This window comes from Aliiroseovarius crassostreae (assembly GCF_025137635.1).
In the GTDB taxonomy this organism is placed as follows: domain Bacteria; phylum Pseudomonadota; class Alphaproteobacteria; order Rhodobacterales; family Rhodobacteraceae; genus Aliiroseovarius; species Aliiroseovarius crassostreae.
Window position 1 is genome coordinate 1,471,614 of sequence record NZ_CP080772.1, and the last position, 16,111, is coordinate 1,487,724.

The window sequence follows — 16,111 nt, forward strand, 5'->3', positions numbered from 1 at the left end:
GTCAAGCGCCAAAATACTTATTAAATCGTTCAAAAACAACGAGTTGAAAATATGGTATTATTTTACCCCATCTCTACAACGGTCTTTTCCCCCGTTCTGCACAGGGTTTTACTCTGGCCGGAACACTTCGTCCTTCATCAATGCCTTGATTGTCCGCAAAACCAGCCCGGCAATGACAACAGCCAGAAGGGCAAGCACAAGAACGGCAATTGTCTGATGAGCCCGCGCCCCATCCAGCTGCGAAAACCGGAAAGACGCGATCGAAAGGGCCGCCAGCGGAAAGCTGAGCGCCCACCAGCTGAGCGCAAAGGGCATCTTGACCAGACGCGGAACCTGGGCCAGCACCAGCGCCGCAAAGATATAGCCTGCATTCATCAGCATCCGTGCAAAGCCATCCACCTCACCCACCATGCCCACATAGGCGATGAAGGCGACAGCGGGGGGCGCGATCAGGATCACCATGGTCGGGAACAGGCGCGCCACAATCGGATCATGGAAAATCAACCGGTTCATCACAAGGGTCAGCAGGACAATCCAGAACAGGATCCCGCCAGAAAAGAACAGCCAAGATGTCTCGATATAGCCGATCCGTGCCCCCAGAACCGGCACAATTACGTTTCCAACCGCAGGAATGAACCAGGCGGGCGTCAGGTGCCCGACCTCAAAGGACCGATGCGAAATCCAGCCGGAGACCACCGCGATGGTCAGCGCGCCCTGCCCCACCACGCCGGCCAGCCAGATCCACTCGGCCAGTTCCGGTGCATGGGCATGGGTGGCCGTGGCCAGCAGCAGCAGGGACACCGTAATGGTGGGAAAAAACGCCAGTTTGACCGGGTGATGCCATTCCTCGATCACCATCCCGGGATAGCGCAGCGCCTTGGCAAGGTAGAAAACTGTCACAACCCCCATCACCGTGGCCGAAATCAGCCAGACCAGCGATGACACCGCCCCCATCCATGGATACACAGGTGCCCCAGCATGCAGAGCCAGAGTAAGCCCCATCAAGCCCATGACAATGGCAAAAAACGTGACCGGAAAATGCGCGAGGCGAGAAAACTCCGGCGGAGCGGTCTGGTCAGACATGACATATTCCTTTTTCAGACTATATCCCAGACCTGCCCAACCCTTCCGTGAGGGTCAAGCCCTCTCTGGCGGGATCGAGTAGGTCAATGTTGCACGCGCAACAGGCGCATCATCCCCTTCGGAATGGATAAGAACATCCCCGACCGCAAGCACCCTTCCCAGCTTGTGCAAACGGCAATGGGCAACAAGGTCTGCATCGGAACGAGGTTTGCGCATGAAGTCGATCGAACAATTGGTGGTGACCGCCAACGCCTTGGGACCGATCATGGCAAGAATGGCCAGGTAAACAGACACATCCGCCAGGGCAAACATTGTCGGCCCCGAAACAGTGCCCCCCGGCCGAAGATGCTTCTCTGCCACCCGCTTGCGCATGGTGATCTGCATCGGTGCGACATCCGCCACCTCGAAATCATCCGCCACCTGCGGGAATTGCACATCCAGAAAGGCCGCCAGCTCCGCCCGGTTCATTTTCAGTTCCATTTGCCCCCCTAACTGCCGCAGCGTCATTTCAACTTCGCGCGCATTCCTCTGGGAAATATGCGGGATGTCCCTATCGTGACGACAAGACCCAAGGGAGGACAAGATGGAAGATCCAATACTGATCCGGAACGACGCTGCGTCAGTTGCCACCGTGACACTGAACACCCCCGGCACATTAAACGCGCTGTCGGATGAGATGCTGGCCGCTCTGAGCGAAGAATTGGAACGTATTGCCGCCGACCCTACAATCCGTGCGGTGATCCTTGCCGGTAATGGCAAAGCCTTTTGCGCAGGCCATAACCTGAAGCAGATGACCGCGGCGCGGGCATCCAAAGACGGCGGCAAGGCCTATTTTCAGGATCTGTTTTCCCGCTGCGCCAGCATGATGGTACAAATCACCCGTATGCCGCAGCCGGTGATCGCCCAGGTGCATGGCATTGCCACCGCGGCCGGGTGTCAACTGGTGGCCAGCTGCGATATGGCCGTTGCGGCCGAGGGGACCCGCTTTGGTGTGAACGGGGTCAATATCGGTCTGTTCTGCTCCACCCCGATGGTGGCACTGACCCGCAACATTCCCCGCAAACTGGCGTTTGAGATGCTGACCACCGGCGAGTTCATATCTGCCGGTCGCGCGGCCGAGCTGGGGCTTGTCAATCATGTGGTGCCACATGAAGCCCTTGGGGAAGAAACACGCAGGCTTGCGGAAAAAGTAGCCTCAAAACTCGGCGCTGCGGTAAAAATTGGCAAATCTGCTTTCTACGATCAGCTGACCATGGGATTGGAAGATGCCTATGGTTTTACCGGTGAAGTTATGGCGCAGAATATGATGTTCCGCGACACCGAGGAAGGCATCAACGCCTTTATCGAAAAGCGGGCGCCGAACTGGAACCAGAGCGAGGAATGAGGGGCGCTGCCCCTCGGCCTTGCGGCCTCACCCCGGGATATTTTCAACAAGAAAAAAGCGGCAACGGGGTGAGGTTGACCCTGTCCCCGTCAAACTGCGCGATGTGACCGGGGGGCAATTCGATCCAATCCAGTTCGCCCTTCTCCAACGGTTCACTGACAACCGCCCATCCCTGGCGGGTTGGCGACCAGCGGTAATAGACAGAGGGTGCGATATGGTCTGAGCTTGCCCGTGCCGCCCACAGTTTTTCTCCGTCTGAAAAGGCTGCTGACAGGCGCATATGCGGTGTTGCCCCTTTTTCTTGAGACAGCGCAGAAAGTGTGCCCGCCGCGCGGGCCAAGGCTTTTGCCGGGTCACGGTCCAGCCCTTCAGCCAGAGCCAGCAGGAACAGAACTTCACTGTCGGTGGCGCCTTTCCGGCTGGGGTAAAGCGCATCGGGAACGGCCATATCCGCCTGTTTCCGGAAATGTTCAAACCCTCCGAATTGGCCATTATGCATGAAGCTCCAATTCTCATGCACAAACGGGTGGCAATTGTTGCGGCTGATCGCAGAACCGGTTGAGGCGCGCACATGGGCCAGAAACAGGCCTGACTGCACCTGCCTGCAGACTGCGCGCAGATTGGGGTCGGACCAGGCGGGATAGATGTCCCGATACAGGCCCGGTTCAGGGCGCGCATCATACCAGGCCAGCCCAAACCCATCCCCATTGGTGGCGGTTTTACATTCCGTGGCGTCCTGACTTTGTGCAATCAACGAATGGCCCGGCCGGGTCACCACGTCCTCCAAAAAGATCGGCATCCCGAGATAAGCAGCCCAACGGCACATATTTCCCCCTTGCCCCGACCATGAGGCCATAACGTAGATTTCAGAGATTTGACGCGGTGGCGATCAATGCTGCCTTTGTCTGACATCTGTATAGACGCCTCTTTTGTCCATGAAAAGAGCTGCGAAAGGGGCTGGTGTCGCCAGCACGCTTGACGCAGAACAGTTGGAGAGGCAGACCGAAAGCATTGCATATTTTCGAGGTCACCCATGCCCTATCTTGTTCTGATTCTCGCTGTTTTTGCCGAAACCATCGGCACCTCTGCTTTGCAGGCCAGTCAGCAATTCACCCGTCTTGGTCCTTCGATCACCGTGGTTATCGCCTATGGGATCAGCTTTGCCCTTTTGGCCTGGGTGTTGAAGTTCATGCCGGTGGGCATCGCTTATGCGCTCTGGTCAGGTCTTGGGATTGTGTTGATTGCGGTCATCGGCCTTGTGGTTTTTGGTCAGAAACTGGACCTGCCCGCCGTGGTTGGCCTGCTCCTGATCGTGGCCGGGATTGTCGTGATCAACCTGTTTTCGGCAAGTTCCACCCATTAAGCGTTTCAACTTGAACCTGACACAGGGAAACGTCGAAACGCCGCAAGAGATCTGAATATCGTGGGTGTTTCGGGTTAAACATGGGTTTCAGGTTTCTCCCGGAAGGCTTTAACGCACGATAAACAGGTGAAACAACGATTTGGACTGGCAATTCGCCCCAAGTCACGCTATTCGCGCGTCAACTTCCTATCAAAAGGCGCGCAACATGGACCTTCGCAATATCGCGATTATCGCTCACGTTGACCACGGCAAAACCACGCTGGTTGACGAACTTCTGAAACAATCCGGCGCATTTCGCGAAAATCAGGCTGTGGCTGAACGGGCCATGGACTCGAATGAACTGGAGCGCGAACGCGGCATCACCATCTTTGCCAAACCGACCTCGGTCGAATGGAAAGACACCCGTATCAACATCGTTGACACCCCCGGCCACGCCGATTTCGGTGGAGAGGTTGAGCGGATCCTGTCCATGGTGGACGGGGTTGTTTTGCTGGTGGACGCCGCAGAAGGCCCGATGCCGCAGACCAAATTCGTGACCTCGAAAGCGCTGGCGCTGGGCCTGCGCCCGATTGTGGTTCTGAACAAGGTCGACAAACCGGACGCCGAACCCGACCGTGCTCTGGATGAGTGTTTTGACCTCTTTGCCTCGCTCGGGGCCAATGAAGACCAGCTTGATTTCCCGCATATGTATGCCTCGGGCCGCAATGGCTGGGCTGATGCGGATCTGGACGGGCCGCGCAAAGACCTGCATGCGCTGTTCAACCTCATCGTCAACCACGTTCCGAAACCGAAGCAGATCGCCCACCAGGACGAAGATTTCTCGATGCTGGCTACCACTCTCGGGTCCGACCCCTTTGTGGGCCGGATCCTGACCGGCCGCGTTGAAACCGGTCGTCTCAAGGTTGGGGCCACCGTTCAGGCCATTTCGCGCATCGGGCAAAAGATCGAACAATTCCGCGTCACCAAGATCCAGGCCTTCCGCGGATTGTCCCAGCAGGACATTGAAGAAGCGGTCGCCGGCGACATCGTGTCGATTGCAGGCATGTCCAAGGCCACCGTGGCCGACACGATCTGTGCGCTTGCCGTGGATGAACCGCTTGAAGCCCAACCCATTGACCCGCCCACCATCACGGTGACCTTTGGCATTAATGACAGCCCGCTTGCTGGCCGTGACGGCAAGAAGGTGCAATCGCGCGTCATCCGCGACCGGCTGCACAAAGAAGCCGAGTCAAACGTGGCGATCAAGATCGAAGACACCCCCGGCGGCGAAGCCTTTGAGGTGTCAGGTCGTGGCGAACTCCAGATGGGTGTGCTGATCGAGAACATGCGCCGCGAAGGGTTTGAACTGTCGATTTCGCGCCCGCAGGTGATCATGCGCGAAGAAAACGGACAGAAAGTCGAACCGGTGGAAGAAGTCACCATTGATGTGGATGACGAATATTCCGGCGCCGTGATCGAAAAGATCACCGGAGCACGCAAGGGGGAACTGGCCGAAATGCGCCCGGCGGGCGCTGGCAAGACCCGCATTATCGCCCATGTGCCATCGCGCGGCCTGATTGGCTATCATGGCGAATTCCTGACCGACACACGTGGCACCGGCGTTCTGAACCGCGTGTTCCATGGCTGGACCCCGTTCAAAGGATCCATTCCGGGCCGTCGTGCTGGTGTGCTGATCTCGATGGAAAACGGCACGTCAGTGGCGTACGCACTGTGGAACCTGGAAGAGCGTGGCAAGATGATGATCGGCGCGCAGGCCGACGTGTATCAGGGCATGATCATTGGCGAGCATTCGCGCGAAAACGATCTGGAAGTGAACCCTTTGAAGGGTAAGAAACTGACCAACGTGCGCGCGTCCGGCACCGATGATGCGGTGCGCTTGACCACACCGATGACCCTGTCGTTGGAAGAAGCGATTGCCTATATCAATGACGACGAGCTGGTGGAAGTGACCCCCAACAATGTGCGTCTGCGCAAACGTTATCTGGATCCGCATGAACGCAAGCGGATGGCAAAAGCCAATCAATAACAACAATTTACGAAAGCAGACTAAAGCCCTCGAAAACCTTTTCGGGGGCTTTTATCTTGGTGTTTCGGCATAAGGATCCGCCACAAGTTGATCATCATCCGCATAAAGGATGTTTCCGGGGCGGTCCGTTTTCAGAAGCTCAATCTGATAGCCATGCATTTCCAGAAAAGCCGCCAGTTCCCATGCCTTATCTATCGCCTCATCAGCCTCCGGACGAAACCAGCTTAGCCCTCGGGTAAATTCTTTCTCCCGATCATGTTTCGCCCCGGAAAAGCGGTCGGGCAGTTGCAGGTTTTCCCGAAACCAGGCCAATAGGTCTTCAAGATATTGGGCGCTGTATTGGTCCAGTTCCGGATCATCGCGCAGCTCATAAGCTGCAACGAAAAATCCGGCACGAGCATCTAACCCATCGACCGGCCGATCACAGACAAATCGAATAAACATGTTGGGCCTTATTCGCTGGTCTCCACAATCAGAAGCTCCCGCTCCGACGCATCGCGCGCATGGCTCAGTGCCTCTTGATATTCCGGCGAGTGATAACATTTCTCTGCCGCCTCAACGCTGTCAAACTTCGCCACCACATTGCGGGGACGTTCCTTGCCCTCAAGCTGCACATAGCGTCCGGCGCGGGCAATGAAGTGACCACCATGTTTGGCAATGGCCGGCCCCGCCAGCTTGGCATATTTGCCATAGGCCTCTTCGTCGGTCACGGTCACATGGGCAATCCAGAGTGCGGGCATCGGTCTCTCCTTACACGCGGTCAAAAGAAAAAGGTCGCGCCAACATGGCACGACCTTCCTGTTCTTGCGAGCGGTTTCTCCCGCGAAATCAGCCTGCGATCACCGCTTCAGCTGCTTTGATGGCCCCTTGGGCATTCTCCGCCGAGGCACCGCCACCTTGGGCGAGTTCCGGGCGGCCACCGCCCCCCTTCCCGCCCAGTTCGGGCACAGCAGCCTTGACCAGATCAACCGCTGACAACCTGTCAGTCAAATCGGCCGTCACACCGGCGGACACAGCCACCTTGCCGTCATTATCAGCAATGATCAAAACCGCCCCGGATCCGAGCCCATCCTTGTGCTCATTGACCAGGGTTTGCAGGTCTTTACCCCCAACGCCCTGCACCACGGCAGCCAGGAATTTCACCCCGTTGATCTCTTTGGTCTCAGCACCGGCACCCGATGCCTTGGCCAGCTCACGTTTGAGGTTGGAAATCTCGGCATTCAGCGCTTTGCGCTCGTCCATCAGCCCCTTGATGCGCTCCACAACCTCTTCCGGTTTGGCCTTCAGCATCCCCTGAAGCTCCGCCGCGCGCGCCGTTTCTTCTTCAATATAGGCAAAGGCGGCCTTTCCGGTCAGAGCCTCGATCCGGCGCACACCGGCCGAGCTGGCCCCTTCCGACAGGATAACGCAGACCCCGATTTCACCGGTCTGAGACACATGTGTGCCGCCGCACAGCTCGATCGAATAGGTCTTGCCATCAGCACCTTTTCCGGTTGGGGCATGCCCCATGGAAACCACACGCACCTCATCCCCATATTTCTCGCCAAACAGCGCCTGGGCGCCCATATCGCGTGCGTCATCCGGGGTCATGATCCGGGTTTCAACCTTGGTATTCTGACGGATGTAAGTGTTCACCTCACGCGCCACATTCGACAATTGCTGTGCGCTCATGCCCTTGTTGTGGCTGAAATCGAACCGCAAACGATCATCGGCATTGAGGGAGCCACGCTGGGCCACATGTTCCCCCAACTCATTGCGCAGCGCCTCGTGCAGCAGGTGCGTGGCGGAGTGGTTGGCCCGAATGGCCGAGCGGCGCAGGTGATCAACCGCCAGCTCAGCGCCCTGCCCGGTCTTGATCTCGCCCTCTTCCACCTTGGCGAAATGGATGAAGACATCTGCCACTTTCTTGGTGTCCGTTACACGGGCTGAGCCGCTCTCGGTGCGGATCAATCCGCTATCCCCAACCTGGCCACCACTTTCGGCGTAGAAGGGCGTTTGGTTCACAACAATCTGAACCTCGTCCCCAGCTTTGGCCGCATCCAGTTGCGCGCCATCAGAAACCAGCGCCAGCACCTGCCCCTCCGCATGTTCGGTGTCATAGCCCAGAAACTCGGTCACCCCATGCTCTTCCGCAAGATCGAACCAGATGGTCGCGTCTGCGGCCTCACCGGAACCAGACCAGGCAGCGCGGGCGCGGTCCTTTTGCTCCTGCATCGCGGTATCGAAACCGGCCTGATCCACGCCACGGCCTTTTTCCCGCAGCGCATCCTGGGTCAGGTCAAGCGGGAAACCGTAAGTATCATACAGTTTGAACGCGGTTTCACCGGGCAGATCTTCGCCTTCCCCCAGCCCTGACAGCTCGTCATCAAGCAGTTTCAAACCGCGATCCAGTGTCTTTTTGAAGCGGGTTTCCTCGTTGAGAAGCGTTTCTTCGATCATGGTCTGCGCACGGCCAAGCTCCGGATAGGCCTGCCCCATCTGTGCGACCAGCTCCGGCACCAGGCGATGCATGACCGGATCTTTTGCCCCCAGCAGATGCGCATGACGCATGGCCCGACGCATAATGCGACGCAGCACATAACCGCGCCCTTCATTTGACGGCAGAACCCCGTCCGCCATCAGGAAAGATGTCGAGCGCAGGTGGTCGGCAATCACGCGATGATGCACGTTCTGATCCCCGTAGGGATCCACATTCGTTGCATGGGCCGAGGCCTCAATCAGTGCTTTGAAAAGATCGGTGTCATAGTTGTCATGGCTGCCCTGCAAAAGCGCGCCGATCCGTTCCAATCCCATGCCGGTATCGATCGACTGCATGTCCAGCGGCACCATCGAGCCATCCGCGAACTGTTCGTTCTGCATGAAAACGATGTTCCAGATTTCAATGAACCGGTCGCCATCTTCTTCCGGGCTGCCCGGAGGGCCACCCCAGATATGCTCGCCGTGATCATAGAAAATCTCGGTGCAGGGGCCGCAGGGACCGGTCGGCCCCATCTGCCAGAAATTGTCATTGGTGGCGATGCGGATGATCCGATCTTCCGGCACACCGACCTTTTTCCAAATCTCAAACGCCTCGTCATCGGTGTGATAGACGGTGGTGTAGAGCTTGTCCTTCGGAATATCGAATTCGCGGGTGATCAGCTCCCATGCAAAGGGGATTGCCTCATGTTTGAAATAATCACCAAAGCTGAAATTCCCCAGCATCTCGAAAAACGTGTGGTGGCGCGCTGTGTAGCCAACATTGTCGAGGTCATTATGTTTGCCCCCTGCGCGCACACATTTCTGCGCGGTCGTGGCGCGCACGTAATCGCGCTTTTCCACCCCGGTGAACAGGTTCTTGAACTGCACCATGCCGGAGTTCACGAACATCAGCGTCGGGTCATTGCGCGGCACAAGTGGCGAGCTGTCCACCACCTCATGCCCCTGCTTGTCGAAGTAATTCAGAAAGGTCGAGCGAATATCGTTCAGGCTGGCCATGTTCTCTTGCCTCTTGTGAGCTTTCAACGTGGTTTACCCGGCCCCGCTTCCCCTGTCCACTGGCCATATGAAAATCATCTGGCACATAAAACAAAGGCCGGGAACACCCCCGACCTTCGCTGTTTTCTCAGGATATTTGATCAGAATGCCTCAGGCTTCCAGAAGCCCGTCATCCTCGTCACGCTCCTCTGGCGGCATGTCAAAGTCCAGACCATGTGCCGCGCGGATCTTGTCTTCGATCTGAAGGGCCGTGCGTTTGTTTTCGCGTAGGTAGGTCTTTGCATTTTCGCGCCCCTGACCAATGCGCTCATCACCATAGCTGAACCAGGAGCCTGACTTCTCAACCACACCAGCCTTGACGCCGAGATCCAGCAGTTCCCCCATTTTCGAAATGCCTTCACCATACATGATGTCAAACTCGACCTGCTTGAACGGCGGAGCAACCTTGTTCTTGACTACTTTGACCCGTGTGGCGTTCCCCACCACCTCATCGCGATCCTTGATCTGACCGATACGGCGAATATCCAGACGGACTGAACTGTAGAATTTCAGCGCATTGCCACCCGTCGTGGTTTCGGGGCTGCCAAACATCACACCGATTTTCATACGGATCTGGTTGATGAAAATCACCATGCAATTTGAGCGGGCTATCGAGCTGGTCAACTTTCGCATGGCCTGGCTCATCAGGCGGGCCTGCACGCCAACGCTGCTGTCGCCCATGTCCCCTTCAAGTTCTGACTTCGGGGTCAAGGCGGCCACCGAGTCAACAACAACCATGTTCACGGCCCCCGAGCGCACCAGGGTATCAACGATTTCCAACGCCTGCTCGCCTGTGTCAGGCTGGCTGATCAGAAGCTCGTCGAGATCCACCCCCAGTTTCCTAGCATAAAGAGGATCCAGTGCGTGTTCTGCATCAACAAACGCACAAACGCCGCCCTTTTTTTGCTCTTCGGCGACACAATGAAGTGTCAGCGTGGTCTTGCCTGAACTTTCCGGACCATAGATCTCGACGATCCGGCCTTTTGGCAGACCACCGATCCCCAGCGCAATATCCAGCCCCAATGAGCCGGTAGATGTGCTTTCGATTTCAGCAACCGGATTATCGGCCCCGAGTTTCATGATGGAACCTTTGCCGAACTGACGCTCGATCTGGGCCAATGCGCTGTCGAGCGCCTTTTGCTTGTCGCTATCGCGTTTCATGTCAAAAATATCCGCAGTCGCCATTGTTTCTTTCCTTATTTCACATCGGGTGAACTGCGGCAACACAATCGCATGTTCACAAGATGTTCCCATCAAGGTATAAAGCACAAAACAGGAACATTACAACGTGTTATTTACCAATATGAATTTTCCCCAAATAAGGTAACCAAGTCGTTAATATTGGAAGAAACACAATATAGTATTGTTTTTATTAATGTATTTGCTGCTGAACCGTCGCGGTAAGCTCCGTGAGAGAGAACGGTTTCGGGAGAAACACCGAATTGGGAACACGCGCCTGATGCTCAGAAACCGAATCCTCTGCATAGCCAGACACGAATACCACCTTCACGCCGGGGCGCTTCTCCATCGCCTTCATCACCCAGGTCGGTCCATCCATACCGGGCATGACCACATCAGTCACAAAAACATCAACTGACAATGACGGGTCTTCGAGGATAGAAAGCGCGTCTTCAGCACTTTCCGCCTCCAACACGGTATACCCTCTCATCCGCAATGCTCGGGAGGCAAAAGCACGCACAGGTGCTTCATCCTCTACCAACAAAACGACACCACCCGAGCTATCACGGCTCAGATCATGGGTTGGGTTGGGCAAGCGCGTGTCCGGACCAGCAGCAGGAGTTTCATTTCCATTGAGCGATACCGCCCCAGTAACCTGAGAAACAATTGTATCAATTGCTTTGTCCTGCCCAGGGTCATTCACATCCTCAGGCTGTGCGGACACCGCGTTGGTAAGCACAAGGGGTTCCAGCGATGAGGACGGTCGCTCAGTAGCGTCGATATTCTCGGCTGCCGCCCCCTCTTTTTCAGAATGCGTTTCCTTGGAAGTTTCCTTCCAAACGGGAAAATAGAGTGTAAATGTGGTCCCGGATCCGGGCACGGAATCCACAAAAATATATCCGCCCGTCTGTTTGATGATTCCGTAGGCCATGGACAGACCAAGCCCCGTCCCTTGCCCGGACTTCTTGGTGGTAAAAAAGGGCTCAAAGATCTTGTTGATCTTATCCGAACCAATTCCCGTTCCATGGTCGATGACACGCACCGTTACATATTCACCAGGCGGCACTGTCGCGCGATCACGCTCCAACGCGCTGTCAAGTATGACATTTCGAGTTTCCACACGCACGGTCCCACCGTCCGGCATGGCGTCGCGTGCGTTGACCACGAGGTTCATGATCACCTGGTCCAACTGGCGCCGGTCCGCCCGGATAGCCAGCAGTTTTTCATCATGATCCAGTTCCAGCAACACGCGCTCCCCGACCAGACGATTTAGAAGGTGAGTCAAATCTGACAGTGTATCAGACAAATCAATCACTTCCGGGCGCAATGTCTGTTTTCGCGAGAAAGCCAGAAGCTGACCGACCAGGGAAGCAGCACGGTTGGCGTTCTGATGGATCTGCGTAAGATCCGAGTATTCAGGATCCGCCTCATCCCGACCGGTCAGCAAAAGATCACAATGCCCCGATATGGCGGTCAGCAGATTGTTGAAGTCATGTGCAACACCACCAGCCAATTGCCCAATGGCCTGCATTTTCTGACTTTGCACAAACTGGGCTTCGAGGTTCTTGAGCTCTGTTGCGTCCTGAATGACTGCCACCAGAGTGGGGCCGTCATCATCTGTCATCTGACTCAAAGAAATCTGCAGGAACACTTCCTCATCCGGCTTTATCGCGCGCACAACTTCCGTTCTGCCCAGATGGCGCCCGGCATGTGCTTCGGCCAGCCAGTCGGAGACCGGACGACCAAGCCCCTCCACCTGCTCAGACAAAAGACTGCCAACCGCATCCTTGTCCGCCAGAAGGTCACGCGCCCGTTTATTGGCCATGGAAATCTTGCCCTTGGCGTCCAGCTTCAGCAGTGGCACAGGCAGGACCTCGACCCCGGCCCATTCACCGCTTGACATATTGGGCGCGGCATCCGCCGGCAGCAGATACATTTCCTTTCGCGCAGCAGAACAATTTATTTCATACACCACCACGGGCACGGGGCCGGTCTTACCCGATACCTGCACCACAACACCGGAACGGACCGGTGTTTCAACAAAAATTCGATCCAGCGTGGTTTCCCGCCCTCCAAGCAGCAAACGAGCCGCTTCATTCATGAACAGGATTGTGCCGTTCTTGGACACCGTCAACATCGGCAAAGCGATGTTTTCCCCCGATCGGCCAGCAACGCTGCGCTCTCCGATCTCATCCACCCGCCAAATGAACCCGGCTTCCTGCATCCTATGCACAGTAAGCCTTATATTTCCGCGCCTTATGACCACATCTTCCGATGCAGAACTGGTGGCTTCGGCGCGGCTTTGCAATTTGCTCAACACGGCTGAAGGTGACGCAAACAGGTCATGGAAGGCCCGCGCCAGGGTCTGCCCCGGTTTCGCTTCGAATTGCGCCCCGGCGGCAGCGTTTGCATAGATGATTTCACCTTCGCCATCGGTGACCAGAACCGGTGCAGCATCATTGCCGGCACACATTTCAACAGAAGCAAATATTTTCGCCACCTGCACGCGATGCCAACGGCGAATGCCCAAGACAAGAAGCGCAAGAGATAACAGAGCCCCCCCACAGATAACCGCCGCAAACCGCCCCAGATCGGGCACTCCCGGAAGAGCGATCGCCCCGGCCAGCACAATCAATGCCAGAAGCACAATATAGCCGACGCGCGGCGCGAGATCCTGGGCGACAACTACCATTTGGTGAGGGGACAAGGCAGATCGCACCACGTGGATCCCTTTCATGCGAGTTCAGGTGCCTCTTTATGCGGCGTCTATCGTTAACACGGCATTAACGCTGGACAAGGGGACCACAGAAAAAGGCGGACCAATCCCCTCAGGGTTGATCTAATCGCGTGATTAATCGCGCGTCAATAGAGCAACGTAAAACCCGTCCCCGCCTTCAAGCGGTGTGAACTGACGCTCATTCCTCACAGACCATCCCGAGGGCCTGTTGATCATCTGAAGTTGGTTTTCCACATCGAACAATGAGCACGTGGCGTAACCGATCCGTCCACCCCCCGACACAAATGACGAAATCTTCTTTATAATTTGGGCCTGTATATCGCAAAGCTCATGAAGCTTATCTGCCGTCAGGCGCCACTTTCCCTGTGGATCCCTGCGCCATGACCCGCTCCCGGAACACGGAGCATCCGCCAAAACCAGATCAAAAGGAGGGCGTTCCGATAAGGCCTCTGTGGTGCAATATTCAATCTGGACACCCGCCCGCCGGGCCCGTTCGGGAATATCTTTCATACGACGCGGAGAAACATCATGGGCGACGACTTCGGCCCCAAGAGCCGCCATCGCAAGCGATTTGCCCCCGCCCCCGGCGCAGTAATCCAGAACCCGCATTCCCGGCCGCACGCTCAGCTCCTCAACCAAAGCTTGCGATGCCGCATCCTGAAGCTCAACCAACCCCATCTGATAGGCATTCGATTGCGAAACACGCCGCGGATTTTCAATCACTTCAAGTGCGGTCGATGCCAGAGGATGAGCGCGGGCAACAATGCCATCGCGCGCCAAGGCATCAATTGCCTCCTCCCGCGTCAGGCGCGCAATGTTGACCCTGAGAAACACAGGTGCCCGATCCCGCAAACAGGCCAGCACCGGATCACAGTTTTCCCCCAGGCTTCGCTGAAACAGGTCGTAGGCCCAGTCCGGGCAGTCCAATGCCTCAGCCGTGGTGAGGGTTGGGGCGTGTGCGGCCTCTGCTTCAGAGAGCGGCTTGGGCGCATGACCTTCCCCGGTGAAAATCGCATCCAACGCCTGACCCTGCCCCCGCAGCAGGCCGATCAGGGTTGAACGACCATCCTCTCCTCCTCCCAAAACCTGAGAGGAGCGAAGGCGGCGCAGAGCGTCGAACACGTGATCCCTGATCGCCGCACGATCCTTGGACCCGGCGAAACGGTGGCCGCGCGCCCAGCCTGACAGGGCCTGCTCGGCCGTATCACCTGACCGGATCAGGTCCATCACTTCTATCGCGGCACTGATGCGCGCGGCGGGGGTCATTTCTCACCCCAAATTGGTTTAATTATGCCGCGCAACATCTTGTTATATCAACCAATACGGTAGTTGGGGCTTTCACGGGTGATCTGAACGTCATGCACATGACTTTCTTTCAGGCCCGCGCCGGTGATCTTCACGAAATTGCAGTTCTTGCGCATTTCAGCCACGGTGCCGTTGCCAGTATATCCCATGGCTGCCCGCAAACCGCCCACCAGCTGGTGAATAACAGTGCCGGCCGGACCTTTGTAAGGCACCTGCCCTTCGATCCCTTCGGGCACCAGCTTGTCACTGGCGGCGTCTTTCTGGAAATACCGGTCAGCAGATCCGCGCGCCATGGCGCCCAGCGAGCCCATGCCCCGATAGGCTTTGAACGAGCGGCCCTGATAGAGGATCACCTCACCCGGGCTTTCATCCGTGCCTGCGATCATCGACCCAACCATGGCGCAGGACGCACCTGCTGCGATGGCTTTGGCAAAATCACCCGAGAACTTGATGCCCCCGTCCGCAATGACCGGCACATCCCCTGCGGCCTTGGCGCAATCTGAAATAGCCGTGAGCTGCGGCACACCGACACCTGCCACCATCCGCGTGGTACAGATCGAGCCCGGCCCGATCCCAACCTTAACCGCATCGGCGCCCGCCTCAATCAGCGCCTTGGTGGCCTCTGCCGTGGCGACGTTCCCGGCCACGACCTGCTGGTCAGGTTTATAGGCCTTGATGCGTTTCACAGCCTCGATCACCCCTGCGGAGTGGCCGTGCGCTGTGTCGACCACAACGATATCTGCCCCTGCGTCAATCAGCGCCTTGGAGCGTTCAAACCCGCTTTCGCCCACGGAACTGGCGGCAGCCACACGCAGACGGCCCAGATCATCTTTACAGGCGGTTGGGTTCAGCTTGGCCTGTTCGGTGTCTTTCAGGGTCAGCAAGCCGGTCAATTTGCCGCTTCCGTCAACCACCAGAAGTTTTTCGATCCGACGCGCCTTCATCATCGACTTGGCTTCTTCCAGCTCCGCCGGTTCCTGCAGCATGGCCAGATTATCCGCGGTCATCATCACACGAACCGGGGTATCATCTGAGGTGGCAAAGCGCATGTCGCGGTTGGTTACGATTCCAACCACGCGCCCGTCGCCATCCACCACCGGGAAACCGGTGACGCGATACCGCTCTTGCAGCGCCTTGGCATCGGCAAGGGTCTGGTCCGGTGTGAGCGTAATCGGATTGTAGACGATACCACTTTCAAAGCGTTTCACCCGGCGCACCTGGCGCGCCTGTTCCTCGACATCGAGGTTCTTGTGAATGACCCCCATACCGCCTGCCTGCGCCATGGCAATGGCCATGCGGGCCTCGGTCACCGTGTCCATCGCCGAAGACATCAGCGGGATGTTCAGAGAGATCGATTTCGTCACCTGCGTTGAGGTATTGGCCGTCGAGGGCAGCACATTGCTGGCCGCCGGCACCAGCAGGACATCATCAAAGGTAAGAGCCTCGCGAATCTCCATGAGCGTTCTCCTTGGGAGTTTTCGTTTGGCACGTCCCTATCTCATGCGATTGACCATTTGGAAA

Annotated in this window: 13 protein-coding genes; 3 read left to right on the top strand and 10 right to left on the bottom strand. The window is 56.9% G+C overall.

The genetic code is table 11. The features are described from left to right. Positions 1-108: 108 nt before the first annotated feature. Together K3J57_RS07020 and K3J57_RS07025 are read right to left on the bottom strand one after the other, a co-directional pair. A complete protein-coding gene (locus tag K3J57_RS07020) occupies positions 109-1,083 on the bottom strand; it encodes an SLAC1 anion channel family protein (RefSeq protein WP_259797661.1) in 975 nt (324 codons plus the stop codon). Between the two features lie 54 nt (positions 1,084-1,137). Next, a complete protein-coding gene (locus tag K3J57_RS07025) occupies positions 1,138-1,563 on the bottom strand; it encodes a PaaI family thioesterase (RefSeq protein WP_259777342.1) in 426 nt (141 codons plus the stop codon). A 103-nt stretch (positions 1,564-1,666) separates the two neighbouring features. On the opposite strand from K3J57_RS07025, the gene K3J57_RS07030 reads away from it, so the two are divergent. Next, a complete protein-coding gene (locus K3J57_RS07030) occupies positions 1,667-2,467 on the top strand; it encodes an enoyl-CoA hydratase (RefSeq protein ID WP_259786880.1) in 801 nt (266 codons plus the stop codon). A gap of 43 nt (positions 2,468-2,510) precedes the next feature. On the opposite strand, the gene K3J57_RS07035 is transcribed toward K3J57_RS07030, so the two are convergent. Continuing rightward, entirely contained in the window at positions 2,511-3,293 is a 783-nt protein-coding gene (locus K3J57_RS07035; RefSeq protein WP_259786881.1) for a class II glutamine amidotransferase, read from the bottom strand. Positions 3,294-3,500: 207 nt separating this feature from the next. Between K3J57_RS07035 and K3J57_RS07040 the strand changes: the two genes are divergently transcribed. Both K3J57_RS07040 and typA read left to right on the top strand, forming a co-directional pair. Beyond that, the gene (locus tag K3J57_RS07040) at positions 3,501-3,830 is read left to right on the top strand and encodes an SMR family transporter (protein ID WP_259797663.1); all 330 of its coding nucleotides are present in this window, start codon (positions 3,501-3,503) and stop codon (positions 3,828-3,830) included. Between the two features lie 205 nt (positions 3,831-4,035). After that, entirely contained in the window at positions 4,036-5,856 is a 1,821-nt protein-coding gene (gene typA, locus K3J57_RS07045; RefSeq protein WP_173487065.1) for a translational GTPase TypA, read from the top strand. A 51-nt stretch (positions 5,857-5,907) separates the two neighbouring features. Here typA and K3J57_RS07050 read toward each other — a convergent pair whose 3' ends face one another. The 7 genes from K3J57_RS07050 to guaB form a co-directional block, all read right to left on the bottom strand. Continuing rightward, entirely contained in the window at positions 5,908-6,300 is a 393-nt protein-coding gene (locus tag K3J57_RS07050; protein ID WP_259794691.1) for a hypothetical protein, read from the bottom strand. A gap of 8 nt (positions 6,301-6,308) precedes the next feature. Then, a complete protein-coding gene (locus K3J57_RS07055; protein ID WP_259786886.1) occupies positions 6,309-6,596 on the bottom strand; it encodes a DUF1330 domain-containing protein in 288 nt (95 codons plus the stop codon). Between the two features lie 88 nt (positions 6,597-6,684). Continuing rightward, positions 6,685-9,330, bottom strand: coding sequence for an alanine--tRNA ligase (alaS, locus tag K3J57_RS07060; protein ID WP_259797664.1), 2,646 nt, complete (start codon positions 9,328-9,330; stop codon positions 6,685-6,687). Between the two features lie 150 nt (positions 9,331-9,480). Then, complete coding sequence (recA, locus tag K3J57_RS07065; protein WP_311196504.1) at positions 9,481-10,554, bottom strand: recombinase RecA; 1,074 nt, start codon at positions 10,552-10,554, stop codon at positions 9,481-9,483. A gap of 187 nt (positions 10,555-10,741) precedes the next feature. Beyond that, complete coding sequence (locus tag K3J57_RS07070; protein WP_259797665.1) at positions 10,742-13,240, bottom strand: hybrid sensor histidine kinase/response regulator; 2,499 nt, start codon at positions 13,238-13,240, stop codon at positions 10,742-10,744. A 159-nt stretch (positions 13,241-13,399) separates the two neighbouring features. Further along, positions 13,400-14,551, bottom strand: a complete 1,152-nt coding sequence (locus tag K3J57_RS07075; protein ID WP_259797666.1) for an RsmB/NOP family class I SAM-dependent RNA methyltransferase — start codon at positions 14,549-14,551, stop codon at positions 13,400-13,402. A gap of 47 nt (positions 14,552-14,598) precedes the next feature. Continuing rightward, entirely contained in the window at positions 14,599-16,047 is a 1,449-nt protein-coding gene (gene guaB, locus K3J57_RS07080; RefSeq protein ID WP_055191956.1) for an IMP dehydrogenase, read from the bottom strand. Between the last annotated feature and the right edge of the window lie 64 nt (positions 16,048-16,111).